The sequence below is a fragment of the Sorangium sp. So ce128 genome (genome assembly GCF_051525245.1).
In the GTDB taxonomy this organism is placed as follows: domain Bacteria; phylum Myxococcota_A; class Polyangia; order Polyangiales; family Polyangiaceae; genus Sorangium; species Sorangium cellulosum_B.
On sequence record NZ_CP150313.1, the window covers coordinates 10,758,674 to 10,784,782 of the forward strand.

The window sequence follows — 26,109 nt, forward strand, 5'->3', positions numbered from 1 at the left end:
CGGCTACGACGTGCTCACGCACACGCCGAACCCGGCGGGGTAGATCGCGCTGCCGCCCTGGCACTTGGCGCCTGCGCCGCATTCCGGCGCCCTGCTGTCGATCCGGCAGAGCTGCTTGCACTGGTTCGTCAGCATCGAACACACGAAGCCGGGCGCGCACGGGCAACGCTCGTCGGCCCGCCCCTCGCCGGGCACCACGCAGCTCGTCGTCCCATCCTCGCGGACGATCGTGCAGGTGAGGCCCGTCGGGCACACGCTGTCGTTCAAGAGCTCGCAGTTCATCGCGGGAACACAGACGGGTATCGGGACCGGAGCGCTCGCCTCGACGGCCGACTCGGCCATCGGTCGCTCGTCGCAGTACGTCCCCGCCGCGCAGCTCTCGACGTGACCACAGCAGTACTGCCGGCACACGCCGCCCTCCCCGTCGGCTGCCACGCACCCCAGACCAGCCGCGCAATCGGCGCCGCTGTGACAAGGGCCGCCTGCGTCGAAGCGGCCCGCCGGCTGGCAGCTCGGGATCGCATCGCCGTCGTCGAGCACGAGCTGGCAGTGCAGCGTCTGCGCGGCAGGGAGCCCCGTCCCTGTGCCCGCGCCGCCGTCCGACGAGCACTCGGTCGGCTCGCCGCCTGGGGTGCAGCCATCGCCGCACAGGTAAGCGAAGCGGGTGTAGGGATCCTGCGCCTCCGGAGCCGCCGGGATGTTGACGTCCTCGTTCACGACGCCGCCGGCACCACCGTTGCCGCTGGCGCTGCCGCTCGCGGGCGGAGGGCTGCCACCCGATTGGGTCGACGCGCCCTCGCCTCCCCCACTCCCGAACGCCGCCCCGCCGTCTTCGTACCCACCCGCCGAGGCGTCATCCATCGAGCACGCGGAGAGCGCGAAAACCCAGGCCGCCACGAGGCCAGAAAGCAGACGGGCGTGGTGTGAGCTCATTCCAGGACCACCAGAAAAGCACAAGCGGAATGAGCGTATCATGTCGCCTCCTGCATTCACAGAATGTGCCGATTCGGTGTGTCGTCGCCTGGATGCCGACCGCAACCTGGGTCGGGACGCCGCCGTGCTGCGCGCCGCGGACACGGGCGCGCCTCGCCTGCGGGCGCCCCTGGCCCAAGCATGACGCCCATGTCGCGCTGAGCGCCGGGCCCCGCGGGACGGTGAGTGATGGCGCCTACCGCGCCTCGATGTCGCGGGTGACCACGTTGCCCGCGCTGTCATAGGCGCGCACCGCGAGCAGGTGCGCGCCCGGCGGCACGATCGCGCCGAGATCCGCCTCAAACGGCTCGGCGGCCTCGTCGAAGACGCCGTCGCTCGGGAAGATGGGCCGCCACTCCTCCAGGCCCGCGATCGAGACCTCGATGCGCGCGACCGGACCGAGGCCGTCCGCGACCTCGCCCGTGAGCCGGCGCCCCTGCAGCGCGAGCGCCCGGAACACCGGCGGCGTGTTGTCGACAAGGACGGTTCCCGACTCGAGGCTGTGGCGCAGCGTGCGCTCGGGCGGGTTCGCCAGCTCGTCGCTCGCCTCGACGAGGATGCGGTACTCGCCTTCGGGAAGCGCGGTCGTGTCCCATACGTGCTCGGCGCGCGTCACCCTCTCGCCCGGCTTCAGCAGGCTGCGCCAGGTCGACTGCCCCTCCATCCGGTAGGAGAGGCGGTAGCGGAGGTCGTCCTGGTCTGGATTGTCGACCTTCCATGTCAGCTGGAGCGCGCTCACGGGCTTCGGCGCCTCCCCGCCCGATGGCGGGAGGCTCGATCGAGAGGGCTTCGTCTGCCCCTTCGGCGCGGCCTCGATCGACGTGACCACGGCGCGCGCGTTGTCGGTGACGAACGAGAGCTTCACCTCGCGGAGCACCGCGCCCGGATCGCGGCGCCAGCGCGCGCGGATCTGCGCGAAGCGCGCCGGCGGGCTCTTCACGTCGCCCGGCGCGGCGAGCGCTGTGGACCACGGGCTCCAGGTGCCGTCCGGCGCGTCGGTGTTTCCGCTCCGGGTCTCGAGCTCCAGCGCGCCGTCGGAGCGCCACGAAAGGCGCCCGAACGTGGCCCGCAGCCCGGCGTCGAGCACCTTGCTCGTCCACACCGCCTCGGCGCCGCCGACGCCCTTCACCTCGTGGAAGACCGCGGGGTCGGTGGTCGCGACGAACCTGCGCCGCCCCGCCATCAGGAAGGCGCCGACCTGGCGCTCGTCGGTGTCGGCGACGAGCCGCGCGACGTGGTTGTCGCTCACGGTGTAGAGCTGGCCTTCCGCGCCGGTCCCGACGTACGGCGTCAGGTCGTCGCCGAGGCCGAGCGAGACGTAGTGGGTGTCGTCGTCGCTCATCATCTTCTCGGCGACGCCGCTCCGATCGAAGCGCATGAGCACGCCCTTGCCGGGCTTCTGCGCGCGCGCCGGCTGCGGCGACGGCGGCCCGCTCCGGTTGCGCTTCGGGGGGGCGAACGCCTCGGCGTACTTGTTGGCGATCGCGTAGATCGCGCCGCCCTTCGCGCCCGGCGCGACGGCGATGGCCTTCACGTCGTCGGCGTCGAAGTCGTAGAGCACGGTCGCGCGCCCGGGCGCCGTGAGCTTGTAGAGGAGCGCCTTGCCGTTCGAGCCGGCGTAGACGGCGCCGTCGTCCCCGACGGCGACGCACATGAGGTGCGGCTCGTCGCTGTCGAAGTACACCTGGGCCTTGCCCGCGGCGTCGACGCGGAACAGCTTCCCCTCCGAGCCGGTCGCCGCGTAGAGCGCCTTCGCCCTGGGATCGTACGCGAGGCCCCACACGTCCTCGGTGTCGGGGAGCTCGGCGAAGACCTTCGCCGGACCGCCGTTGCCCGCGCCGCGCGGCAGGCGGAAGAGCTTGCCCTCGGGGAAGGTCCCCGCGATGACGTCGCCATCGAACGCGAGCGCGAGCGCGCTGACCGCCATCTGCCCGGTCGTGGCCACGAGCGCGACCCGGCCGCCCGAGACGCTGTAGATCTTCCCCTCGTTGCCCGTGCCGAGCAGCACCGTCCCGTCCGGCAGCACCACGGAGCTCCAGATGGACGTCGCGTCGGGCAGCGGTGTTGCGCCGAGCGTCAGCCCGGCGCGCACGGCGCCGTTCGAGTCCACGCTGACGCCGGTGAGATCCCCGCCCTTCAGGTCCTCGAGCGATCGGAGCTCGAAGCTGCGCGTGCCCACCGCGTGGGCCGGCAGCGCCACGAGCCCCACGGCGGCGACGGCGGCGGCGAGGAGCCTGCGCGGAGAGGGGACGGCGTGAGGGTGAGGCGATCGGGAATGGGCAGAAGAGCGCTCTGTGCTCATGGGTCGCAAGATGGAGGGGGTCAGGGAAGAGAGGGAGGCGGGAGACCGGCGGGCTCAGCGGAGGATAGGCCGGACCGTGACGCTCACGGAGTCTTTCCCGACCAGGAAGCGCTTGAGGGACACCGGCACCTGCACCTGCGCGCCGAAGGTCTCGGGCGCGTCGGATGCGGAGCTCGGGCGCAGCGTGTCCATCGCGCCCGGGGGGAGCCGCGAGGCGACCTTGCCGCGGTACGCCGCGCCGTTCTCCCGGAGCCGGAACGTCGCGACGACGCTCTCCGCGTCGTGGGTCTGGCTCGGCAGCATCGCCACGAGCTCGGCGACGTTGTTCGGGGTCGCCATCGGGCGCTCCACCTCGTAGCCGGGCGCGAGATCGATGTCCACCTGGCTGCCGGCGAGCTCGCGCGGCACCGGCACCTCGATGACGCGCGACTCGATGGGGCCCTGATGAGGCTGGAGATCCAGGCGGATCCGCGCGGGCGCGCCCGCCTCGATCTCCGGCTCGAGCACCTTCGCGCCGCGCAGCAGCACGACCTCGCGATCGAAGGTGACCTTCACGCGGGTGTCGACGCGCTCGATCGAGACGTCCTCCCAGGGGTTGTTGAGCAGGGCCCCCATCGCCCGGACGAGCCGGCTGCGGACGAAATCGTCGCTGCTGAGCGGGGTGCCGTTGCCGGCGCCGAAGTCGACCAGCGAGATGGCGCCGTAGCGCCCGATCTTCACCTGGCTCACCGCCCGCCAGGTCATGTCCCGCCGCTCGGCCGTCGTCGCCTCGACGGCGTTGCCGACGGCCATCGAGACGAAGGCGGGCGCGAGGAACTGATCGTGCGCGACCTCGACGTTCCACGTCGGGTGCGGCGCGCCCTCCACGCCGTCGATCTGGACGCGCATCGGGAAGACCGGCGCCTTCGCCGAGCTGTCGACGACGATCGCGGCCTGCCGATCGTTCACCAGCGTGCCCAGAGGCCGCACCGCCTCGCCGATCTTGAAGCTCCGGTTCTGGCTCGCGAGGATCCAGTGGACCCGCGCGATCGCGGCGGGGAGGTTCGTGACGCCGCCGTTCATCATCGGGTGGCCGAACGCGACCAGCTTGTCGCCCGACACGCGCGTGACCGTGCCGATGCCCATCGCGGAGATGTCGCCGCGCACGAGCTCGACGCCGATCGCCCCCCCGTCGACGTACTTGGTCGGCGCGCCCGGCTCCGGGCTCGCGGACGAGCCGCCGCCGGCCTGCATCGGATCGAGCCCCATGGGGCCGAGCAGATCGCTCGCGATGCGCAGCGACGTCCCGCCGAGCCCGCCGAGCATCACCGGCGTCGAGGCGCGCGCGAGGCCCGTCGACTCGGGCGGGGAGAGCGACGGCGCGACGCGCGCGGCGATCTGGCTGGCGTGGCCGGCGAGGTCGTAGGCGTCGACGGCCCCCAGGAAGCCGCGGCTCCCGTGCAGGCGGGCCGGCGCGGCGGCGCGCGGCGGCGGCGCTCCGCCGGCGCGGCTCACCGGGGCGGGCAGCGGGCCGCCGACCTTCGGGGCGATCCCGCGCGGGAGCGGCCGCGCGAGCTCGTCGAGCATCGACTTGATCGGGGTGACGCCGGCGATCGCCTCCGCGCCGAAGAGCCAGCCGTACGCGTAGGCGCCGATCATCTTGCCGTTCAGGTAGATCGGGCTGCCGCTCATCCCCGCCACGGTGCGGGCGACCTCGAGGCGCGGGTGCTGCGTCTTGACGAGGACGAGGTCCTGGTTCGGCCGGAAATTGCGGAGCGTCGAGATGACCTCGACGTCGAACTTCTCGGGCGTGGTGCCGGAGAAGACGGTGAGGCCATACCCCTTCATGCCCGGCTTCACCTCGGAGAGCGGCAACGTATCGGGCGGAGCGGAGATCGCCTGGGCCGCGCCGACGCCGACGGCGACGCTGCACGCCGCGCCGGCGAGCAGGCTCAGGGGGATGAGGCGGCCGTCGCGGTCGACGAGGGCGCGGGCGGCGCCCGCGATCGCCCTCGCGCTGCGGGTCGCGAGCGGGGCGGCGCGCGCTGTGAGGAAGGAATCCGGACGAAACCACGGCATGTTGCGCAGAGGCACGGGCCAAGCTTAGCCCGGATTTGGTAGCGCGACAGAGCGGGGGCTCGGGCCGCGCCGGGAGGTCGCCGCGCTGCCCAGGGTCGCCGTTTTCCAGAGGCGGGGCGCGCCGGCGACGCTAGGCTTCGCCCCGTGAAGGATATCGCGGCGACCGCGACGCTCGTCCTTTCGTTCGCCGCCTGGGTGACCACCCACGTCGCGCTGGCCGCGCGGCTCGCGCTCCGGAGCCAGCCCCGCTGGCGCGGGCTCGTCGCGCTGGTGGTGCCGCCGCTCGCGCCGATGTACGGCTTCCGGCTGGGGTGGCGGCGGACGAGCACCCTGTGGCTTGTATGGCTGATCGTGTACGTGCTCGCGCTCCTCGTCGCGCGGGCGTGAGGAGCAGGGCGTGGCGCCTGACGTGAAGGCTGACGACGTGAGGGCGGAAATGACGGCGAAGCGGCGCCCGGGCGCGCCGCCCGCGATCCTCGTCGGCACGATGAACTTCGGCGGCCGCACGCCGCCCGAGGAGGCCGAGCGCATCACCCTGCGCGCGCTCGAGCGAGGGATCACCGCGTTCGACACGGCGAACCTCTACCAGGACGGCGCGTCCGAGCGGATCCTCGGCCGGGCGCTCCGGGGCCGCCGGGCCGAGGCGCAGATCGCCACCAAGGTCGGCCTGCGCCGCGTCCGGGGCAGGCCCGAGGGCCTCGGGCGCGAGCGCGTGATCCGCGCCGTCGAAGAGAGCCTCGCGCGCCTCGGCACCGACCGGGTCGACGTCTGCTATCTCCACGCGCCGGACCCGGAGACGCCCATCGAGGAGACGCTGTCGGCGATCGACGCCCTGCTCGAGCAGGGGAAGATCCTGCAGTACGGGATCAGCAACTTCGCGTCGTGGCAGATCCTGGAGATCATCGCGCGCCGCGACGCCGTCGGGAAGCCGCGCCCCGCCGTCTCTCAGGTGCTCTACAACGCGCTGATCCGCCAGCTCGACGTCGAGTACGCCGCCTTCGCGCGGCGGTACGCGCTGGCCACCGCGGTGTACAACCCGCTCGCCGGCGGGCTCTTGACGGGGCGGCACGCGGGGCCGGAGGCGACGCAGGCGGGCTCGCGCTTCGAGCGCAACGGCGTCTACCAGCGCCGGTACTGGAGCAGGCGCATGTTCGAGCTCGCGGCCGGCTACGCCGCGGTGGCGGCGGACGAAGGAATGAGCCTGCTCTCGCTGTCGTACGCCTGGCTCGCGGGGCGGGACGTCGTCGATTCCATCCTGGTCGGCCCGGTCCGGGCAGAGCACCTCGACGCGGCGGCCGACGCCGTCGGGCGCCCGCTCTCGGAGGAGGCGGCGCGACGCATGGACGCGCTCTACCGCGATCACCTGGGCACCGACGCGAGCTACGCGCGATGATCGAGCTCCTGCTGCCCGGGGCCAGGGACCTCGATCTCGCGGGCCCCCTGGCCGACTACGCCGCCCGCGGCCACGCCCGCCTCGGGCGCGTGATGACCGACGCGGGGCTCGCGGCGCTGCGCGCGCGCTCGGATGACCTGATGCTCGGGCGCGTCACGTACCCCGGGCTCTTCTTCCAGCACGACGCGGCGTCGGGCCGCTACGAGGATCTGCCGTACGGCAAGGGCTACCAGGGGCCGAGCACGTCGTACCGGAAGCTCGAGAAGCTCGAGAAGGACCCGCTGTTCCTCGCCTGGATCGAGAACCCGCTCTTCGAGAGGATCGCGCGCGCGCTCATCGACGGAGAGGTCTCCATCTACCGGGCCGTGCTCTTCAACAAGGCCGCGTCCGGAGGGACGCCGCTGCCCTGGCACCAGGACGGCGGCAGCTACTGGGGGCTCGATCGCGACCCCGAGCTGCAGATCTGGACCGCGCTCGACGACGCGCCCGCCGGCGGCGGCTGCGTGGAGGTGCTGGAAGGCAGCCACATCGACGGGCTCGCGACGCCGCTCGGCGGCGTCATTCCGAGCGACCGCGTGCACGCGGCCGACGCGGACGCCCGCAAGATCGCGCTGCCGGCGCGCGCGGGCGAGGCCCTGCTGATCCACAACTACCTCTGGCACTGCTCCGCCGTGAACCGGAGCGGCCAGCCGAGGCGAGCGTTCACCGTCTGCTACATCAGCAGGGCGACCCGCTGCCTCAGGAAAAAGAAGGCACCACGCACGTTCACGCCGGTGTTCTGAGCTCCCCGGGCAGGCGGCCTCGGCACGGTCGGCGGCCCCTCGCTCGTCCCCTGGCTTCCCCGGAACGTTCCTCGGCCGGCGTCGACGTTTCGAGAATTTTTCGATCCGGTGTCGCATCCAGTTCGCCACCGTGTCGTAAGGACGGACGCTTGCACCCGCGGCAACTTGCCGCGCCCCCGCGGCGACCTGCCGCGGCGTGGAGCCTCAATTACCCACAGCGGCAATCTGCCGCAGTCACGCGGCACTTTGCCGTCTTGTCGCACCCCGCCAGCAAGCCATAACTGCGCCCGCGCGTCCCTCCGACGCCCACCACAACCCTATGGCTCGGTTCCTGTTCCCACGATGGGCCAACAAAGTGGTTCCGCTGGGGCTGCTCTTCGGAGTCCTGCCCCTCGGCGCCGCTGTGATCGGCGGATTCTGGTACTACGGTACCAACAAACACCTCGAGGTCGGGTATCAGCCGGATCAACCGGTTGACTATTCCCACAAGCTGCACGCCGGCGACCTCGGCATCGACTGCCGCTACTGTCACAGCACAGTAGAGGTATCCAGCTTCGCCGCGGTTCCCCCCACCGAGACGTGCATGAACTGTCATGCCAAGGTGCGGCGGGACAGCGAAAAGCTCCTCCTCGTGCAGGAGAGCTGGGCGACGGATCAACCCATCCCCTGGGTGCGCGTCCACAACCTTCCCGACTACGCCTATTTCGACCACTCGGCCCACCTGGCCGCAGGGGTCGGCTGCGTGAGCTGCCACGGCCGCGTGGACCAGATGCACAAGGTCCGGCAGGTCCAGCCGCTCTCGATGGGATGGTGTCTGGACTGCCACCGCAATCCGGGGCCCAACCTCCGCAATCCCGCCGACGTCACCAAGATGGATATGGCACCCGCGACGGCCGCCATGGCGGGCGCCGGCATCCCCGCGAGCCACGAGCCTTACAACGATCGCGTGCCAGCGGTCACTTCCTCCGGGCGGCAGGTGCAGGCGCCGCTTCATTGCTCGGGGTGCCACCGATGAGTAAACGAACTCCACTCCCCCTCGCCCAGGACCTCTCTGGAAAGACCTACTGGCGCAGCTTGGACGAGCTCTCCGGCTCGCCCGACTTCGTCGACGCGCTCGGGCGCGAGTTCCCGCCGGCCGCGTTCGAGCCGCCGGAGGGCGTGGGGCGGCGCACGTTCCTGAGCCTCATGGGCGCGTCGCTCGCGCTCGGTGGCCTCGTGGGCTGCCGCCGGCCTGTCGAGCAGATCCTGCCGTACTCGCGGACCCCGGAGGAGGTCATCCCGGGCAAGCCGCTGTTCTTCGCGACGGCGCTCCCGATGATGGGCACGGCCTTCGGCGTCATCGTCGAGAGCCACGAGGGACGGCCCACCAAGATTGAGGGCAACCCGAAGCACCCCGAGAGCGTCGGCGGGACCACGCTCTACATCCAGGCCACGATCCTCGACCTCTACGATCCCGATCGCAGCAAGTCGCCGCGCGAGGGCGCGACCGAAAAGTCGTGGGACGACGCCGCGGCGTTCCTCCGCACCGAGGGCGACAAGCTCCGCGGCCGCGGCGGCAAGGGGCTCACGATCCTGACCGAGGCGCACCGGTCGCCGACGCTGGCCGCGCGCCTCGCCGATCTCCGCAAGACGCTGCCGGAGGCGCGCGTCGTCCGGTACGAGCCCTTCTCGCGCGACGCCGCGCGTGAGGGCGCGCGGCTCGCGTTCGGCAAGCCGCTCGAGACCACGCTCGACCTGACGAAGGCGCGCGTGATCGTCGCGATCGACGCCGACCTGTTCGCCTCCGACGGCAGCCCGCTCAAGCAGGGGCGCGCGTTCACGGCGGGCCGCGCGGTCGACAAGGACCCGAAGGCGATGAACCGCCTCTACTCCGTCGAGAGCACCTTCACGATCACCGGCGCGGCCGCGGATCACCGGCTCCGCATCCAGAGCCGCAAGATCCCCGCCTTCACCTTCGCCCTCGCGACCGAGCTCGGCAAGCGCGGGGTCGCGCTCGACCCGCAGCTGCTCAACGCGCTCGAGGGCAAATCGGAAGGGCTCGACGCCAAGGCGACCCGGCACGTCGCCGCCATCGCCGCCGACCTCGTCGCCAACCGGGGTCAGGGCGCGGTCGTGGCCGGGCGCTCGCTGCCGAAGGAGGTCCACGGGCTCGTGCACCTCATCAACCTCGCGCTCGACAACACGGGCAAGGCGGTCCGGCTCGTCGCGCCCTTCGACGACTCGCGCGAGGGCCCCGAGGCGCTCGTCGAGCTCGCGCGCTCCATCGAGAAGGGCGAGGTCGAGACGCTGATCATCCTGGGCGGCAACCCGGCCTTCGACGCGCCCGCGGACGCGCGCTTCGCCGACGCGCTCGCCAAGGTGCCCGTGAGCGTGCACGTCTCGACGCACGTCGACGAGACGAGCGAGCGCACCCGCTGGCACCTGAACCGCGCCCACCCGCTGGAGTCGTGGAGCGACGTGCGGGCGGAGGACGGGACGGCCAGCATCGCGCAGCCGCTCATCGCGCCGCTCTTCGGCGGCAGGACCGACGCCGAGGTCATCGAGCTCCTGCTCGGCGGCTCGCGGACGGCGTACGACCTGGTGCGGGCGACCTGGCTGACCGCCGAGGGCGCGAAGCGCACCGAGGACGACTTCCGCCGCGCGCTGCACGACGGCCTCGTCGCGGGGACCCAGCTCGCGGACGAGCAGGTGGCCGCCGCGGCGCAGAGCGCGATCGAGGCGCTGCGCGCGTTCGCGCCCGCCGTGGGCGAGGGCCTGGAGGTGACCTTCCGGCCCGACGTGCACGCGTGGGACGGCCGGTTCGCGAACAACGGGTGGCTCCAGGAGCTGCCCCACCCGATGACGAAGCTCACCTGGGGCAGCGCCGCGAACCTCTCGCCCTCGACGGCGGCGCGGCTCGGCCTGAAGGACGGCGACGTCGTGACGCTGACGGGCAGCGGCGCGTCGGTGCGGATCCCCGTCCTCGTCGCGCCGGGGCAGGCGGACGACTCGGTGGGCATCACCGTCGGCCAGGGGCGGCGCGCGAAGCTCCGGGTCGGCCATGGCGTCGGCGTCGACACGACCCCGCTGCGCAAGAGCGACGCCTTCGAGCTCGCCGGCGGCTTCTCGCTGGAGAAGACCGGCGAGGTCGTCGAGCTCGCGCGCACCCAGGAGCACTTCGTGATGGAGGGCCGCCCGCTCGCGCGCGAGGGGACGCTCGCCGAGTTCCAGAAGGACGCGGAGTTCGCCCAGAAGCAGGTCCACGTACCGCCGCTCCTCAGCCTGTTCAAGGAGCCGAACCGGCGGCAGGGGCACGCCTGGGGCATGACCATCGATCTCAACGCCTGCCTCGGCTGCAACGCGTGCGTCGTCGCCTGCCAGGCCGAGAACAACATCCCGGTCGTCGGCGCCGACGGCGTGCGGCAGACCCGCGAGATGCACTGGCTCCGGATCGACCGCTACTTCCAGGGCACGGACCCGAACGAGCCGGAGAGCATCTCGCAGCCGCTCCCCTGCCAGCACTGCGAGAACGCGCCGTGCGAGCAGGTCTGCCCGGTCGCCGCCACGACGCACAGCCCCGAGGGGCTGAACGACATGGCGTACAACCGGTGCGTCGGCACGAAGTACTGCGCCAACAACTGCCCTTACAAGGTCCGTCGCTTCAACTTCCTCGAGTACAACCAGCCGGACTCGGAGGAGCGGAAGATGCAGTTCAACCCCAACGTCACCGTCCGATCGCGGGGCGTCATGGAGAAGTGCACCTTCTGCGTGCAGCGGATCAACCACGCCAAGATCGACGCCAAGCGAGAGGGGCGGGAGCACATCAAGGACGGCGAGGTCGTGACCGCGTGCCAGGGCGCTTGCCCGACGCAGGCCATCGTCTTCGGCGACCTCGACGACCCCAAGAGCCAGGTGGCCGCGACGGCCGCTAGCCCGCGCGGTTACAGATTGCTGGACGAGATCAACACCAAGCCGCGGGTCACCTACCTCGCCAAGATCCGCAACAAGAACCCGGAGCTCGCCGACGCATGAGCGCCACAGCACCCCTCCAGGTCGACCACCCCCGGCTCTCGGACCGCGCCGCCCTCTTGGACGAGGCGCCCCTCGTGCAGGGGAAGGACGACTTCCGTTCCCTCACCGACAAGATCTCGGGCATCGTCCTCAGCAAGCGCCCCCCCGGGTGGCTCGTCCTGCTGTGCCTTGCCATCAGCATCCTCTTCATCCTCGCCGGCTCGCTCGTTCACCTCGTCGGTACCGGTATCGGTATCTGGGGGCTGAACACCACGGTCAACTGGGCGTGGGACATCACCGGCTTCGTGTTCTGGGTCGGTATCGGCCACGCCGGCACGCTGATCAGCGCCATCCTCTTCCTCTTCCGCCAGAAGTGGAGGACGAGCATCAACCGCGCCGCGGAGGCGATGACGATCTTCGCGGTCGCGTGCGCCGCCATCTACCCGGTGGCCCACCTGGGCCGGATCTGGTTCGCCCACTGGCTGTTCCCGATCCCGAACCAGATGAGCATCTGGCCGAACTTCAAGAGCCCGCTGCTCTGGGACGTGTTCGCCGTCTCGACGTACGCGACGGTCTCGACCCTCTTCTGGTTCGTCGGGCTCATCCCCGATCTCGCCACGATCCGCGACCGGGCCACGACCCGGACGAAGCAGATCGTCTTCGGGATCCTCTGCCTCGGCTGGCGCGGCTCGCACCGCCACTGGCTCCACTACGAGAAGGCCTACCTGATCTTCGCCGGGCTCTCGACGCCGCTCGTGCTCAGCGTGCACACGATCGTGTCGTTCGACTTCGCCGTCTCGATCGTCCCCGGATGGCACACGACGATCTTCCCGCCGTACTTCGTCGCGGGCGCCATCTTCAGCGGGTTCGCGATGGTCGTCACGCTGATGGTGTTCGCGCGCAAGGCGTTCGGTCTCGAGGGGCTCATCACGATGCGGCACCTCGAGAACATGAACAAGGTCATCGTCGCGACCGGCACCATGGTCGGGTACGCGTACGGGATGGAGCTCTTCATCGCCTGGTACAGCGGCAACGGCTACGAGCAGTTCGCCTTCCGGAACCGCATCCTGGGCCCGTACGCCTGGGCCTACTGGACCATGGTGAGCTGCAACGTGATCTTCCCGCAGCTCTTCTGGTTCAAGAAGGTGCGCACCAGCATCCCCGCGATGTTCATCATCTCGATCCTGGTCAACATCGGGATGTGGTTCGAGCGCTTCGTCATCATCGTGACGAGCCTCCACCGCGACTTCCTCCCCTCGAGCTGGACCTACTTCCGCCCGACCATCTGGGACATCTCGACGTTCTTCGGTTCGTTCGGCCTCTTCTTCACGCTCTTCCTGCTGTTCGTCCGCTACCTGCCGATGGTCGCGATCAGCGAGGTGAAGGGGGTCACGGCGGCGGCCGATCCTCACGGCTCGCACAGCAACGACGAGGCTCATCATGCAGCGTAACAGCGATGCTCGACGCCAGAAGCGCTCCGGGAAGCCCGCCTCGGCCGAGGAGGCACGAGCGCTCAAGGACTCCGCGCGCGATAGCCAGCCCGACATCAAGCCGCAGGGCCACGTGCCCGAGGACGACGCGGAGTACGACGAGCCCCGCGAGAGCGGGCCGCACGGTCAGGCCGCGCTCGCGATCGAGCGCAAGCTGGAGCGCAAGGCCGAGCAGGAGGCGGACGGGGAGTCGGCCCTGTTCGGGATGATGGGCTTCTTCACGACCCCGAAGGACATCTTCCACGCGTGCGAGGCGCTCCGGGACGCCGGGTACAGCCGCTTCGACGCGCACACGCCGTTCCCCGTGCACGGGCTGGAGAAGGCGATGGGGCTCAAGCCGTCTCCGCTGCCGTGGCTCGTGCTCGGCGGCGGGGCGGCGGGGCTCGCCAGCGCCATCGCGCTCGCCTGGTACACGCAGTACTACGACTATCCGCTCATCATCAGCGGCAAGCCGTCGTTCTCGTACCAGGCCTTCATCCCCATCTTCTTCGAGCTCACGGTCCTCTTCGCGGCGCTCACGTGCTTCTTCGGGCTCTTCGCGCTCGGGCGCCTGCCCACCTTGTTCCACCCCACCATGACGCACCCCTCGTTCCCGCGGGCGACCGACGACGCCTTCTTCATCAGCGTCGAGGCGAGCGACCCGAAGTTCGACTCCACGGAGACGCGCAACCTCCTCCAGCGCCTCGGCGCCCAGGGCATCCGGGAGGTCTCCTCGTGAAGCGCTGGTGCATTCCCCTCCTCGTCGTCCTGGCAGGCTGCCGCGGACAGGCGAGCAGCGATCCGCCGATCCACCTCTTCGGAGACATGGACTGGCAGCCCAAGTTCCAGCCCGAAGAGGGCACCCGTCTGTTCCCCGACGGGCGGGCGATGCGGCCGATCGTCGAAGGCACGGTGCCGCAGGGAGCGCTCGACGAGAGCGAGGCCTACCGCACCGGCAAGGACGGCGAGACGTTCCTGGCGTTCGCGCCCATCACCGTCGATGAGGCGGTGATCCGGCGCGGCCAGGATCGCTTCAACATCTACTGTGCGCCGTGCCACGACCAGAGCGGGAGCGGCCAGGGCATGGTGGTGAAGCGCGGGTACCCGCCCCCCATCGACCTCGCGTCTGACCGGGCCCTCGGCCTGCCCGACGGCGAGATCTTCAACGTCATCACGAACGGCGTGCGCAACATGCCGTCCTATCGGAAGCAGATCCCGGTCAAGGACCGGTGGGCGATCGTCACGTGGGTGCGCGCGCTGCAGCACAGCCAGCACGCGCGCGTCGACGACGTGCCCGAGGCCCAGCGGGGCAACATCGCGAAGGAGAGCGGAACTCCATGAAGTCCCACGGAAGTGCTCTGGCCGAGGACGCGAAGGTCCTCGATCCGGCGGTCGCGAAGCGTCTCGTCTCGGGGAGCATGGTGCTGGCGATCGTCGGCGTGGTGCTCTCGGCGGCGGCGGCGGTCTCCGACGCGAAGCGCTTTGCGTTCTCGTACCTCACCGGCTTCACGTGGCTCGTGACGATCGGGCTCGGCGCGCTGTTCTTCGTGATCATTCAGCACCTGACCCGCGCGCGCTGGTCGGCGGCCGCGCGCCGCCACATGGAGTGGATGAGCGGCATCCTGCCCGCCTGCATCGTGCTCTTCCTCCCGGTCGCGGTGCTCGCACACGACATCTATCATCACTGGATGGGGCCCGACGCGGCGAACGATCATGTGCTCCACCAGAAGGCGCCCTACCTGAACCCGACGTTCTTCTACATCCGCGCCGTGGTGTTCCTCGCGGCGTGGGCGGGCCTCGCGCTCTGGTTCATCAAGACCTCCCGCGCGCAGGACAAGAGCGCCGATTTCCGGCCCACCGCGAGGATGCGCGCCGGGGCCGCCCCGGCCGTCATCGTCTTCGCCCTGACCATCTCGTTCGCGGCGTTCGACTGGCTGATGAGCATCGACCCGCACTGGTACTCGACGATCTTCGGCGTCTATGTGTTCGCCGGCTCGGCCACGAGCTCCCTCTCGGCGCTCGCGCTGATCACGATCGCGCTCCACAAGGCGGGGCTCCTGCGCAAGGTGAGCAACGTCGAGCGCCAGCACGACATCGGCAAGCTGCTCTTCGGTTTCACGATCTTCTGGGCCTACATCGCGTTCTCGCAGTTCATCCTGATCTGGTACGCGAACATCCCGGAGGAGACGATCTTCTACCAGCACCGCTGGGAGGGTTCGTGGAAGGTCGTGAGCCTGGCCCTGCTGTTCGGGCACTTCGTCGTTCCGTTCCTCGTCCTCCTGTCGCGGCACGCGAAGCGGAGCCCGCTCGTGCTCGGCGCGGCGTCGGTGCTCCTCCTCGTGATGCACTACGTCGACCTCTACTGGCTCGTCATGCCGAACGTGGATCACCACGGCGCGCACCTGAGCTGGATCGACCTCGCCGGCTTGCTCGGCCCGCTGGGCGTGGGAGCCTGGATGCTCGCGCTCCAGGCGGCCAAGAGCCCGCTGTATCCCCTGAACGACCCTCACCTTGCCGAAGCGGCTCGGATCGACAACCCGTAAGGAGCCGGCCATGAGCGAAGCGACCGACAACACAGCGACCGATCACGCCGAGGCCCAGGCCGAGGTGGATCGACCGAACAACTCGCTCATCTTCGTGATCGTGATCGCCACGCTGTTCTCCATCGTGGTGGTCGTGCTCTTCGTCAACGAGATCTTCAAGGCGACGATGGAGCGCGAGATCTCGACCAAGGTGCTGGAGCCGCCGAGCAGCGGGGTCCGCGCCCTGCGGGCCCTGGAGAAGGAGCGGCTCAGCCGCTACCAGTGGGCTGACGAGAAGAAGGGCGTCGTCCGCATCCCGATCGATCAGGCCGTCGCGCTCACCCTGAAGGACTACCAGGAGAAGCGCGTGAGGACCGCGGCCGCTCCCGCCGCGACGACCGAGGGCGCGCAGCCGGCGGACGGCGCGGCGAAGCCCGCCGAGGGCGCCGCCGGCGAGCCGTCGAAGGGTGAAGACGCAGCGAAGCCGGGCGACAAGGACGCGGCGAAGCCCTCGGACGCCGCCAAGCCTGCCGAGACGGCCAAGCCCGCCGACGCCGTGAAGCCCGCCGAGACGGCCAAGCCCGCCGACGCCGTGAAGCCCGCCAAGCCCGCGGACGCCAAGCCCGCCGCGCCTGCAGGCGCGGCGCCCAAGCCCGCGGCCCCGGCGACCCCCGCTCCGGAGCAGTGATGTCCCGCCCGCTGTCTGCCCTGCTCGCCGTTCTCGCGCTCGTGGTGGCCACGGTCACCCCGGCGCGGAGCGCGCGAGCTGCGGACACGACCATTCCGACGGAGCTCGCCGGCATCGACATCGAGGAGCGGCCGGGAGCCCTGCTCCCGCAGAAGCTCCGGCTCCGCGACCAGTCGGGGCAAGAGGTCGAGCTCGCCAGATATGCGGCGGGCGACAAGCCCCTCGTCCTGGTGCTCGGTTATTTCGAGTGCCCGATGCTGTGCTCGCTGGTCCTGAACGGCGTGCTCCAGGCCATGAAGGAGAGCGCCTGGACCGCGGGCGAGGAGTACCGCGCCCTCGTCGTCAGCTTCGACCCCCGTGATACGCCCGAAGCCGCGCGCAAGAAGCGGGCGAACTACATCGAGGCGTACGGCAAGCCGGTCACCGGCGACGGCTTCGACTTCCTCGTCGGAGACGAGGCGTCGGTGCGCGCGCTCGCCGACGCGGTGGGCTTCCACTACCGGTGGGACGAGACGACCAAGCAGTACGCACACGCGGCGGGCGCGTTCGTCTTCACGCCCGACGGGCGCCTGTCGCGCACGCTGTACGGCATCTCCTTCCCACAGAAGAACTTCGGCCTCGCGCTGCGCGAAGCGGGCAGCGGGCAGGTCGGGAGCGCCTGGGATCGGGTGCTCTTGTTCTGTTTCCATTACGATCCCAACGCCCGAGGGTACGTCCTGGCGACGAGGCGGCTGATGATGGCGTCAGGCGTCGTCACCGTCGTGCTCATCGGGCTCTGGCTCATTCGCTTCTGGCGGACTGAACGCTCCCGCACGAGGGCGCGTGTAAACGAGGCTTCCTAGATACAAGGTGGCGGAGCCACAACTATGGTGATGAAAAACCCGATCGAACTCGGCTCCTTCTGGCTGCCCCGCCAGGGCTCGACGCTCGCTGAGCACATCGACGCCGGCTGGGACGCGGCCTACTGGGTCTCCGTCCTCTTCTTCATCCTGGTGGCGGGGGCGACGGTGCTCTTCGCCATCAAGTACAAGCGGCGGAGCGAGCGCGACAAGACGAGCCCCATCGACCACAGCACGACGGTCGAGGTCGTGTGGACGCTGATCCCGCTCGCCATCGTGATCGCGCTCTTCTTCGTGGGCATGCGCGGCTACGTGCACGCCTCCGTCGCGCCGGCCGAGTCCTACGAGATCAACGTCACGGGCGAGATGTACCTGTGGACGTTCACCTACCCCGACGGGACGACGACCGTGAACGAGCTCGCCGTGCCGCGGGGGCGCCCGGTGCGGCTCATCATGAGCTCGAAGGACATCCTCCACAGCTTCTACATCCCGGAGTTCCGCGTGAAGCAGGACGTGGTCCCGGGGTCGTACACGTCGCTGTGGTTCGAGGCGACGGAGACGCGAGAGACGGTGCTCCTGTGCACCGAGTACTGCGGCTCCGGTCACTCGGACATGCTCGCCACGGTCAAGGTGCTGGAGCAGTCGGACTTCGAGAAGTGGCTCGAGGGCAACAACAACAGCGACCTGCCGCCCGAGGAGCTCGGCAAGCTGCTCTTCGCCAAGCGGAGCTGCGCGACCTGCCACTCGCTCGACGGGACGCGCATCCAGGGCCCGTCGCTCAAGGGGCTCTTCGGCCGCGAGGAGGAGCTCGCGGACGGATCCAAGCTCATCGCGGACGAGAACTACTTCCGCGAGAGCGTGTTCAACCCCGGCGGCCAGGTCGTGCGCGGCTACCCGCCGGTGATGCCGTCGTTCAAGGGGCTCCTCAAGGACAAAGAAGTGGACGCGCTCATCGCTTATCTGAAGTCGGTGAAGTGAGCGCCGGGGAGAAGCAGTCATGTCGCAGACCGTAACAACCCTCGACGTCAATACGACACCCGACGCCGGCCACGGAACGGACTACATCCGGGCCCAGAGCGGGATCATGTCGTGGCTCACCACGGTCGATCACAAGCGGATCGGCCTCATGTACCTCATCAGCACGTTCATCGCGTTCGCGATGGGCGGGGTGTTCGCGCTCGTCCTCCGGCTCGAGCTGCTGACGCCGAAGGAGACGCTGATGAGCGCGAACACCTATAACCAGATGTTCACGCTCCACGGCGCGGTGATGACGTTCCTGTTCATCATCCCGAGCATCCCCGGCGCGCTCGGCAACTTCCTCCTGCCGATCATGATCGGCGCGAAGGACGTCGCCTTCCCCAAGCTGAACCTCCTCAGCCTGTACCTCTACTGGATCGGCGCGCTCTTCACGCTGTCGTCGCTCATCACGGGCGGCATCGACACCGGCTGGACGTTCTACGTGCCGTACTCGAGCACGGTGACCACGACGTCGGTCCTGAGCGTCACGTTCGGCGTGTTCATCCTGGGCTTCTCCAGCGTGCTCACGGGGCTGAACTTCATCGTCACGATGCACAAGCTCCGGGCCCCCGGGATGGGCTGGTACAAGATGCCGCTCATGCTCTGGGCGATCTACGCGACAAGCATCGTCCAGATCCTCGCCACGCCGGTCCTCGGCATCACGCTCCTCCTGCTCATCGCGGAGCGCGCGTTCCACATCGGCATCTTCGACCCGGCGCTCGGCGGCGACCCGGTGCTCTACCAGCACTTCTTCTGGTTCTACAGCCACCCGGCCGTATACATCATGATCCTGCCGGGCATGGGCATCATCAGCGAGCTCATCTCGGTCCACGCGCGGCGCAGGGTCTTCGGCTACAAGGCGATCGCGTTCTCCAGCGTCGCCATCGCCCTGGTCGGCTTCCTCGTGTGGGGCCACCACATGTTCACCTCCGGCCAGAGCGAGTTCGCGGCGATCATGTTCTCGTTCCTGACCTTCCTCGTCGCCATCCCCAGCGGCGTGAAGGTCTTCAACTGGATCGCGACGCTGTGGCGCGGATCCATCAGCTACAGCGCGCCGATGCTGTACGCGCTGTCGTTCCTCATCCTCTTCTCGATCGGCGGGCTCACCGGCGTCTTCCTCGGGATGCTCAGCGTCGATCTGCACCTGCACGACACGTACTTCGTGGTCGCGCACTTCCACTACGTGATGGTCGGCGGCACCGTCATCGCCTACATCGGCGGGCTCCACCACTGGTGGCCCAAGATCACGGGCAAGATGTACTCGGAGCGGCTCGCGTCGATCTCCTGCGTGCTGGTCTTCATCGGCTTCAACGTCACGTTCTTCTCGCAGTTCGTCCTCGGTAGCCGCGGGATGCCGCGCCGCTATTACAACTACCTGGACCAGTTCCAGCCGCTGCACGCCTTCTCGACCGTGGGCTCGTGGATCCTGGGCCTCGGCTTCCTCGTGATGATCATCTGCTTCATCAAATCGCTGCGCTCCGGCGCTCCGGCGCCGGCGAACCCCTGGGGTGGGCTCAGCCTCGAGTGGACCACCGCCTCCCCGCCCATCACCGAGAACTTCGTCCGCACCCCGGTCGTGACCAAGGGCGCCTACGACTTCGACACGGAGAACGCATGAGCGCGCACGCCGAGGCCGCCGACCGGCCGAACAAGGCAGGCACCGCCCTGTCTGCCGACTTCCACGTCGCCCATCATTTCGATTCCGCCGACACGCAGTTCGACGCCGGCAGGATGGGCATCTGGCTCTTCCTGGTCACGGAGATCCTGCTCTTCGGCGGGCTGTTCTGCGCGTTCGCCATCTTCCGGGGCTGGTTCTTCGACTCGTTCGTGGAAGCCCACCATCACCTCGACAAGGTGATGGGCGGCATCAACACGATCGTGCTCATCTGTTCCAGCCTGACGATGGCGCTCGCCGTCCGGTCTGCGCAGAGGAGCGATCAGAAGACCACCACCCGGCTGCTCGTGGTGACCCTGCTCTGCGCGGCCGTGTTCCTTGTGATCAAGTACTTCGAGTACCAGCACAAGTTCCACGACGGCCTCCTGCCCGGGAAGTACTTCACCGCCCAGGGCTTCACCACGGCCCACGCGGGGACGTTCTTCGCCATCTACTTCATGATGACGGGCATCCACGGGCTGCACGTCGTCATCGGGATGGGGCTCATCACCTGGATCCTCATCCGCAACCTGCGCGGTGAGTTCTCGAGCCGTTACTACTCGCCGGTCGAAGGGGTGGGGCTGTACTGGCACCTCGTCGACCTCATCTGGATCTATCTCTTCCCCCTGCTCTACTTGGTGGGCTGAGGCCTAGAGGACAGCATGTCGACACACGCAGAAGCAGCTGGCGCGCACGGGCACGGGCACGGCCATGGCCACGGCGCAGACCACGTGCCTCACGTCCTGCCGCTCAAGGTCTACATCGCCACGTGGCTCGCGCTGCTCGTGCTCACGGTCGTCACCGTGGGCGCGAGCTACGTCGACCTCGGCGCGGCCAACCTGGCGATCGCGGTCCTCATCGCGACGATGAAGGCGGGCGTCGTGGCGCTCATCTTCATGCACCTCAAGTGGGACCATAAGTTCCACACCCTGATCTTCGCGTCGTCGCTCATCTTCCTGGCGATCTTCATCGGCTTCACCATGTTCGACACGGCCAACCGCGGCCGGGCCGAGGGGATCGAGGCCGAGCGGCCGGCGGACATCAAGGCGCCGTTCGACGGCAAGCGCGCCGCCGACGACTGGAGGATGAAGAGGGCGCACAAGGCGCCGCCGCCGCCCGCGCACGGCGCGCACGGCAACGGAGCCGAAGAGGCCAAGTGACCGGCCCGGGGCCGAGCGCCCCACCGGCGCGAGGCAGAACGTAACCCAGCCAACAATTCCAAGTCACGGTATTCGCTGGGGTTTTTCCTGACACCCCCCGGATGTGGGCCGGGGCGCACCTCGCGCGTGCTCGCGGCTTTCGTGCGCGGTACAAGGGAGCGGATGCAAGGCAACGTCGGAAGGTTGCTCCGGGATGGACGCCGGACGCCTCGACCGCGCCCTGGAAAGCCCCCCTGTCCGCGCGCGGATGCACTCCTCCTTCCAGCCATGGTCGCTTGACGCAGGGCACGACCCCGCCAAGAGCGGCGCGCCCCCTGCGGCGCGCCGGCGGCTCGCGGTCCTGCTCTCCGGGCCGAAGCCCCCGTCCTGGGACACCGCCGACAGGTGGCTGATCCAGCTGCGGTGGGGGGCGATCGCGGGGATGATCGCGACCACGGTCGCGGGCAGGAAGCTCGTCCCCGACCTCGGGCTCGCTCCGCTGATCGTCGGCATCGCCGCGATCGCGGCGGCCAACGTCGCCTGGACCTTCCGGGTCCGGCGCGCGCGCCGGCCGGACGGGGGCGAACCCTCGGCGCGCGAGCCCGCGCAGGATCACGCGCGCGCCCAGCTCGTGGGCGACGTGATCGCGAACGCCTGGATGCTCTGGTTCTCGGGCGGGCTGGCGAACCCCTTCGCCGTCTTCCTCGCCTTCCACATCGCGCTCTCCGGCCTCCTCTGCCCGCGGCGCACGACCGTGCTCGTGGGCCTGTTGACGCTGGCCGCCATCGCCGTGCTCACGTACGCGACGCCGCTGCCGCTCGACGCGGCGCCGCTCGGCGGCGAGCGCATCCGGCGGCTCGGCGACCTCGTGTCGCTCACGTCGCTGACGCTGTTCCTCGGCTTCTTCGTCGTCGTCTACGCGCACAGGCTCGAGGAGCTCCGGCAGCAGAGCCAGCGGAACGAGCGGCTGGCGATGCTCGGGCGCATGGTCGGCGGGATGTCGCACGAGCTCAGCACGCCGCTCGCGACGATCCTCCTCGCGAGCAAGGACCTCGTCGACGTGGCCCGCGAGACGGGCTCCGAGGACGCCGCGCGCATGGCCGAGACCGTGGCCGGCGAGGCGCGGCGCGCGAGCGACATCATCGGGCTGATGCGCGGCCAGATCCGGCTCGATCAGCGGATGGAGCCGCTGGAGCTCACCCGCTTCGTCCGCGACCTGGCGAAGGTCGAGCTCGCGCGACTCGGCTACCGCGGCGAGCTCGCGTTCGACACGCCGCGGCCGGTGCAGGCGGACGTGCTGCGGCCGGCGCTCTGCCAGGTGCTCGTCAACCTGCTCGCCAACGCCGCCGAGGCGACGGCCGACTCGACCGAGCAGCGGATCGAGGTGAGCGTCGTCGAGCGCGGCGACCTCTGCGAGATCGGGGTCTCCGACAACGGGCCGGGGCTCAACCCCGACATCGCCGGGCGGCTCGGTGAGCCGTTCCAGACGACGAAGATGTCGCAGGGAGGGATGGGGCTCGGGCTCTACATCAGCTCGATGATGGCCTCCCGCATGAACGCGGTGCTGCGTATGGAGAGCGTCGAGACCGGCGGCGCGAAGGCGACCTTGCGCCTCCGCCTCGACGGGGGCACGGGCCCCATGGACGCGGATCTGCCCGGCGCGCTGAAGCGCTCCGGGGCCGCCTGAGGTGAAGATGACGCGACGGATCGAGACGGCGCTCCTCGTGGACGACGACGACGCGTTCCGCACCACCCTGCAGGGCGCGCTGCGCCGCCGCGGGGTCGTGGCGAGGACGGCGGCGACGATCGACGAGGGGCTCGTGGCGCTCGAGTACGAGCCGGTGGACCTCGTGGTCATCGACTACCGCATGCCGCGCGGCGACGGGCTCAGCGCGCTCGCCCAGTACCGCAAGCTGCAGCCCGAGGCGGCGATCGTGATGCTGACCGGGTTCGGGGACATCCCGCTCGCGGTGGCGGCGATGCGCGAGGGCGCCGACACGCTGCTCAGCAAGCCCGTCGACGCGGACAAGCTGCTGCGCGAGGCCGCGAGCCTCCGGGAGCGCCAGCGGCCCCCGCCCTCGGCCTCTGCGGCGCCGACGCCGCCGCCGGGGAGCCTGAAGCTCGACGATCTCGAGCGCGAGGCGATCCGCGCCGCGCTGAGGGAGTCGGGCGGCGTGGTGGCCACCGCGGCGAAGCTGCTCGGGATCGACCGGCGGACGCTGCAGCGGAAGCTGAAGAAGCTCGGGGGCTAGCTCCACCCGCCAGGGAGGGTCGGACTTCCGCGCCGCTTCGCGGCGGATTCGCGTGGGCGGCGCGCTCGCTCGCGGGGCTAGGCCTCGCCGAGCGCGTCGAGCGCGCCGAGGACGTCCCTCACGACGTCCTCGGTCTCCTCGATGCCGACCGACAGGCGAATCAGCGCGGGGGAGATGCCGATCGCCGCGAGCTGCTCGTCGCTGAGCTCGTGGAAGCTCATGATGCAGGGCTGCTCGATGAGCGTCTCCACGCCGCCGAAGCTCGGGGCGATCGCGGCGATGCGCGCGCCGTCCACGACGCGCGACGCCGCCTCTCGCCCGCCGCGCACGGTGAAGCTCACGACGCCGCCGAAGCCGCGCATCTGCTCCGCCGCGACCCTGTGATCCGGGTGCGACGGGAGCCCCGGGTAGAACACCCGCTCCACCGCGGGGTGCGCCTCGAGGGCGCGCGCCACGGCGAGCCCGGTCGCGTTCTGCCGCTCGATACGGAGCGCGAGCGTCTTCATCCCGCGCCCGATCAGCGCCGCGGCGTGGGGATCCATGATGCCCCCAAGGACGCTCCGCATGTCGCGGATCAGCGAGATCAGCGCGCTCGATCCGGAGACCGCGCCGCCCAGGACGTCGTTGTGGCCGGACAGGTACTTGCTGGCGCTGTGGACCACGAGGTCGATGCCGCGGCCGATCGGGTCGGAGTTGCAGGGGGTCGCGAACGTCGCGTCGACGACCGTCTTCACCCGCGCCTTCTTGCAGATCTCGGCGAAGCGGGACAGGTCGATACAGTGGAGGTAGGGGTTCGTCGGCGACTCGCTGAGCGCGAAGCGGGTGCGCGGCCGGATGGCCGCCTCGAGCTGATCGAACGCGCCCGGGTCGATCAGCGTGTGCTCGACGCCGAGCCGCGACAGCACGTTGATCACGAACTGCCGCGTGCGGCGGTACACGTCGCGGAACAGGATGACGTGATCGCCCGCCTTGAGGAGCGCGAACGCCGTGGTCGTCACCGCCGCCATCCCGCTCGCGAAGAGCAGCGCATCCTCCGCGCGGTCGAGCGCCGCGATGCGCTGCTCGACCTCGCGCACCGTGGGATTGCCGTAGCGGCCGTACTCCTGCCGCTCGGGATCCGCGTCGCCTCCGGCGAAATAGCGCTCGAGGTCCGCCGTGTTCGCAAAGGTGTACGTCGCCGTCTGCGCGATCGCAGGCGCGAGGGTGTGGGAGGGGCGCTGGCGGAGTACGCCCGCGTGCACGGCTTCGGTCGAGTTCGGCAGAGCGGTCTTCATGATGCTGGGGGCTGGATACCTCGTGGAACCGGCAGTGATAATTGTCGCACTTGACGCGTCGGAAATATAGGGAATACCATCGGATATGTCGCAACGAGTCGAGCGCCTTGCGGCGGCCATCGACGTACACGCCGAGAACGTCGCCAAATTCAAACGTGGTGAGCTGACCCCCGACCAGTTCCGTCCGCTGCGGCTGGCGATGGGTGTCTACGCGCAGCTCGCGCACGTGAAGCACATGCAGCGGATCAAGATTCCTGGAGGGCAGCTGACGGCAGCGCAGCTGGAAGCGCTCGCGGAAGTGACCGAGCGGTGGGGTCGCGGGCTAGCGCACGTCACAACACGCCAGGACATCCAGCTGCACTACCTGGAGATCGAGGAGACGATCGATCTGCAGCACGCGCTGGCGCGCGCTGGCGTGACGACGGTCGGCGCGTGCGCCGATACGCTCCGCAACGTGACCGCGTCGCACCTCGCGGGCGTGGTCGAAGACGAGGTGTTCGACGTGACGCCCTACGCGCACGCGGTCACCGAGCATTTCCTCTTCCACGAGCACAACCGGCGGCTGCCGCGGAAGTTCAAGGTGGGCCTGTCGGGCAGCGCGCGCGATCACGCGCAGATCATGATCAACGACGTCGGCCTCCTGGCCAAGGTCGGCGATCTCGGCCAGGGCTTCGCCGTCTACGTGGCGGGCGGGCTCGGCTCGACGCCCGAGGTCGCCCACCTCTGGCGGGAGTTCATCCCGATCGCCGATCTGCTTCCGGCGTGCGAGGCGGTGGTCAGCGTGTTCTTCCGGGACGGCGAGCGAAAGAACCGGAAGAAGGCGCGGCTCAAGTTCCTGCTCCGCAAGGTCGGCGAGGCCGAGTTCCTGCGCAGGCTGGACGAGGAGTTCGATCGCATCAAGGCGGAGCGGGGCGCCGCGCTCGCGGCCGACGTGGTGCGGTACGTGTCCGAGTACCGGGAGAGCGACCCGCCCCCGCTCGAGCCGTCGCGGGAGACGCTCGGCGACGGCGCCTTCGCGCGCTGGAAGCGGACCAACACGATCCCGCAGAAGCAGCCCGGCTACCGGGTGGCCACCGTCAAGCTGCCGCTCGGCGACATCACGGGCGAGCAGCTGAAGCGCCTGGCCGACATCTCCCGGCGCTTCGGCAACGGCGAGGTGCGGGCGACGAACACGCAGAACTTCGTGCTGCGCTGGGTGCCGGAGGCGAAGATCCTCGGCCTGCACCGCGAGCTCTCGCAGATCGGCCTCGCCGAGGCGGACGCGGGGCACATCACGGACGTGGTGACCTGCCCCGGCGGCGATTACTGCACGCTCGCGATCACGAAGAGCATGGAGGTCGGCACGCGCATCCGGGAGCACCTGGTGCCGAACGGCAGCCGCCAGGAGACCGAGGACTTCGTCAGCGCGCTCGGCGAGTTCGACATCAAGATCTCGGGGTGCCCGAACTCGTGCGGTCAGCACCACGTCGCGGACATCGGGATGACGGGCCTGATGGTGAAGGGCAAGGACGGCGTCGAGCGCCCGCACTACTCGCTCCGCGTGGGCGGCTGCTGCGGCCCGAGCGCGCGCATCGGCGAGCGCCTCGACGGCCGCATCCCCGAGGAGGAGACGCCCAAGGTCATCGCCGCGATCGCGCGCTTCTACATGGCCGGCCGCGCCGAGGGCGAGAGCTTCCGCGACTTCGTCACGCGCAAGGGCGTGCAGGAGATCACCCGCGCCGGCTTCGCCGCCGCCGAGGGCGCCGTCTGACCGAACCC

22 protein-coding genes are annotated in these 26,109 nt (G+C 69.9%); 18 read left to right on the plus strand and 4 right to left on the minus strand.

Going from position 1 to position 26,109, the window contains the following annotated elements:
* Positions 1-3: 3 nt before the first annotated feature.
* The 3 genes from WME82_RS40785 to WME82_RS40795 form a co-directional block, all read right to left on the minus strand.
* Positions 4-861: a hypothetical protein gene (locus tag WME82_RS40785; protein WP_438039725.1), complete on the minus strand. Its 858-nt coding sequence runs from the start codon at positions 859-861 to the stop codon at positions 4-6.
* A 307-nt stretch (positions 862-1,168) separates the two neighbouring features.
* Complete coding sequence (locus tag WME82_RS40790; RefSeq protein WP_438039726.1) at positions 1,169-3,274, minus strand: hypothetical protein; 2,106 nt, start codon at positions 3,272-3,274, stop codon at positions 1,169-1,171.
* Between the two features lie 54 nt (positions 3,275-3,328).
* Positions 3,329-5,347, minus strand: coding sequence for a SpoIVB peptidase S55 domain-containing protein (locus WME82_RS40795; protein WP_438039727.1), 2,019 nt, complete (start codon positions 5,345-5,347; stop codon positions 3,329-3,331).
* Between the two features lie 129 nt (positions 5,348-5,476).
* Between WME82_RS40795 and WME82_RS40800 the strand changes: the two genes are divergently transcribed.
* From WME82_RS40800 to WME82_RS40880, 17 genes are all read left to right on the plus strand, one after another.
* The gene (locus WME82_RS40800) at positions 5,477-5,719 is read left to right on the plus strand and encodes a hypothetical protein (RefSeq protein WP_012240189.1); all 243 of its coding nucleotides are present in this window, start codon (positions 5,477-5,479) and stop codon (positions 5,717-5,719) included.
* Between the two features lie 10 nt (positions 5,720-5,729).
* Positions 5,730-6,725, plus strand: a complete 996-nt coding sequence (locus WME82_RS40805; protein ID WP_438039728.1) for an aldo/keto reductase — start codon at positions 5,730-5,732, stop codon at positions 6,723-6,725.
* Positions 6,722-7,507, plus strand: a complete 786-nt coding sequence (locus tag WME82_RS40810; protein ID WP_437741944.1) for a phytanoyl-CoA dioxygenase family protein — start codon at positions 6,722-6,724, stop codon at positions 7,505-7,507. The genes WME82_RS40805 and WME82_RS40810 overlap by 4 nt, the downstream gene beginning before the upstream one ends.
* A gap of 319 nt (positions 7,508-7,826) precedes the next feature.
* Positions 7,827-8,522, plus strand: coding sequence for a cytochrome c3 family protein (locus tag WME82_RS40815; RefSeq protein ID WP_437711930.1), 696 nt, complete (start codon positions 7,827-7,829; stop codon positions 8,520-8,522).
* On the plus strand, positions 8,519-11,518 hold the full coding sequence (locus tag WME82_RS40820; RefSeq protein ID WP_438039729.1) for a TAT-variant-translocated molybdopterin oxidoreductase: 3,000 nt from the start codon (positions 8,519-8,521) through the stop codon (positions 11,516-11,518). Before WME82_RS40815 ends, WME82_RS40820 begins: the two co-directional genes overlap by 4 nt.
* Complete coding sequence (gene nrfD / locus WME82_RS40825) at positions 11,515-12,948, plus strand: NrfD/PsrC family molybdoenzyme membrane anchor subunit (protein WP_437526711.1); 1,434 nt, start codon at positions 11,515-11,517, stop codon at positions 12,946-12,948. The genes WME82_RS40820 and nrfD overlap by 4 nt, the downstream gene beginning before the upstream one ends.
* Positions 12,938-13,705 (plus strand): DUF3341 domain-containing protein, encoded by a 768-nt coding sequence (locus WME82_RS40830; RefSeq protein WP_438039730.1) that lies wholly within the window; start codon positions 12,938-12,940, stop codon positions 13,703-13,705. The genes nrfD and WME82_RS40830 overlap by 11 nt, the downstream gene beginning before the upstream one ends.
* On the plus strand, positions 13,702-14,307 hold the full coding sequence (locus WME82_RS40835; protein ID WP_438039731.1) for a c-type cytochrome: 606 nt from the start codon (positions 13,702-13,704) through the stop codon (positions 14,305-14,307). The genes WME82_RS40830 and WME82_RS40835 overlap by 4 nt, the downstream gene beginning before the upstream one ends.
* Positions 14,304-15,509, plus strand: a complete 1,206-nt coding sequence (locus WME82_RS40840; protein WP_012240197.1) for a hypothetical protein — start codon at positions 14,304-14,306, stop codon at positions 15,507-15,509. The genes WME82_RS40835 and WME82_RS40840 overlap by 4 nt, the downstream gene beginning before the upstream one ends.
* A 10-nt stretch (positions 15,510-15,519) precedes the next feature.
* Entirely contained in the window at positions 15,520-16,176 is a 657-nt protein-coding gene (locus WME82_RS40845) for a hypothetical protein (protein WP_438039732.1), read from the plus strand.
* Positions 16,176-17,018: an SCO family protein gene (locus WME82_RS40850; protein WP_438039733.1), complete on the plus strand. Its 843-nt coding sequence runs from the start codon at positions 16,176-16,178 to the stop codon at positions 17,016-17,018. Before WME82_RS40845 ends, WME82_RS40850 begins: the two co-directional genes overlap by 1 nt.
* Before the next feature lie 30 nt (positions 17,019-17,048).
* A complete protein-coding gene (gene coxB, locus WME82_RS40855; protein WP_437741951.1) occupies positions 17,049-17,993 on the plus strand; it encodes a cytochrome c oxidase subunit II in 945 nt (314 codons plus the stop codon).
* Positions 17,994-18,012: 19 nt separating this feature from the next.
* On the plus strand, positions 18,013-19,650 hold the full coding sequence (gene ctaD, locus WME82_RS40860; RefSeq protein ID WP_438039734.1) for a cytochrome c oxidase subunit I: 1,638 nt from the start codon (positions 18,013-18,015) through the stop codon (positions 19,648-19,650).
* Positions 19,647-20,333: a cytochrome c oxidase subunit 3 family protein gene (locus WME82_RS40865; RefSeq protein ID WP_437711948.1), complete on the plus strand. Its 687-nt coding sequence runs from the start codon at positions 19,647-19,649 to the stop codon at positions 20,331-20,333. The genes ctaD and WME82_RS40865 overlap by 4 nt, the downstream gene beginning before the upstream one ends.
* A 15-nt stretch (positions 20,334-20,348) precedes the next feature.
* A complete protein-coding gene (locus tag WME82_RS40870; RefSeq protein ID WP_438039735.1) occupies positions 20,349-20,846 on the plus strand; it encodes a cytochrome C oxidase subunit IV family protein in 498 nt (165 codons plus the stop codon).
* Positions 20,847-21,039: 193 nt separating this feature from the next.
* Entirely contained in the window at positions 21,040-22,512 is a 1,473-nt protein-coding gene (locus WME82_RS40875) for a sensor histidine kinase (RefSeq protein ID WP_437741955.1), read from the plus strand.
* Between the two features lie 7 nt (positions 22,513-22,519).
* Complete coding sequence (locus tag WME82_RS40880) at positions 22,520-23,077, plus strand: response regulator transcription factor (protein ID WP_438039736.1); 558 nt, start codon at positions 22,520-22,522, stop codon at positions 23,075-23,077.
* A 77-nt stretch (positions 23,078-23,154) separates the two neighbouring features.
* On the opposite strand, the gene WME82_RS40885 is transcribed toward WME82_RS40880, so the two are convergent.
* A complete protein-coding gene (locus WME82_RS40885) occupies positions 23,155-24,351 on the minus strand; it encodes a trans-sulfuration enzyme family protein (protein WP_438039737.1) in 1,197 nt (398 codons plus the stop codon).
* Positions 24,352-24,436: 85 nt separating this feature from the next.
* On the opposite strand from WME82_RS40885, the gene WME82_RS40890 reads away from it, so the two are divergent.
* The gene (locus WME82_RS40890) at positions 24,437-26,101 is read left to right on the plus strand and encodes a nitrite/sulfite reductase (RefSeq protein ID WP_438039738.1); all 1,665 of its coding nucleotides are present in this window, start codon (positions 24,437-24,439) and stop codon (positions 26,099-26,101) included.
* Positions 26,102-26,109 lie beyond the last annotated feature (8 nt).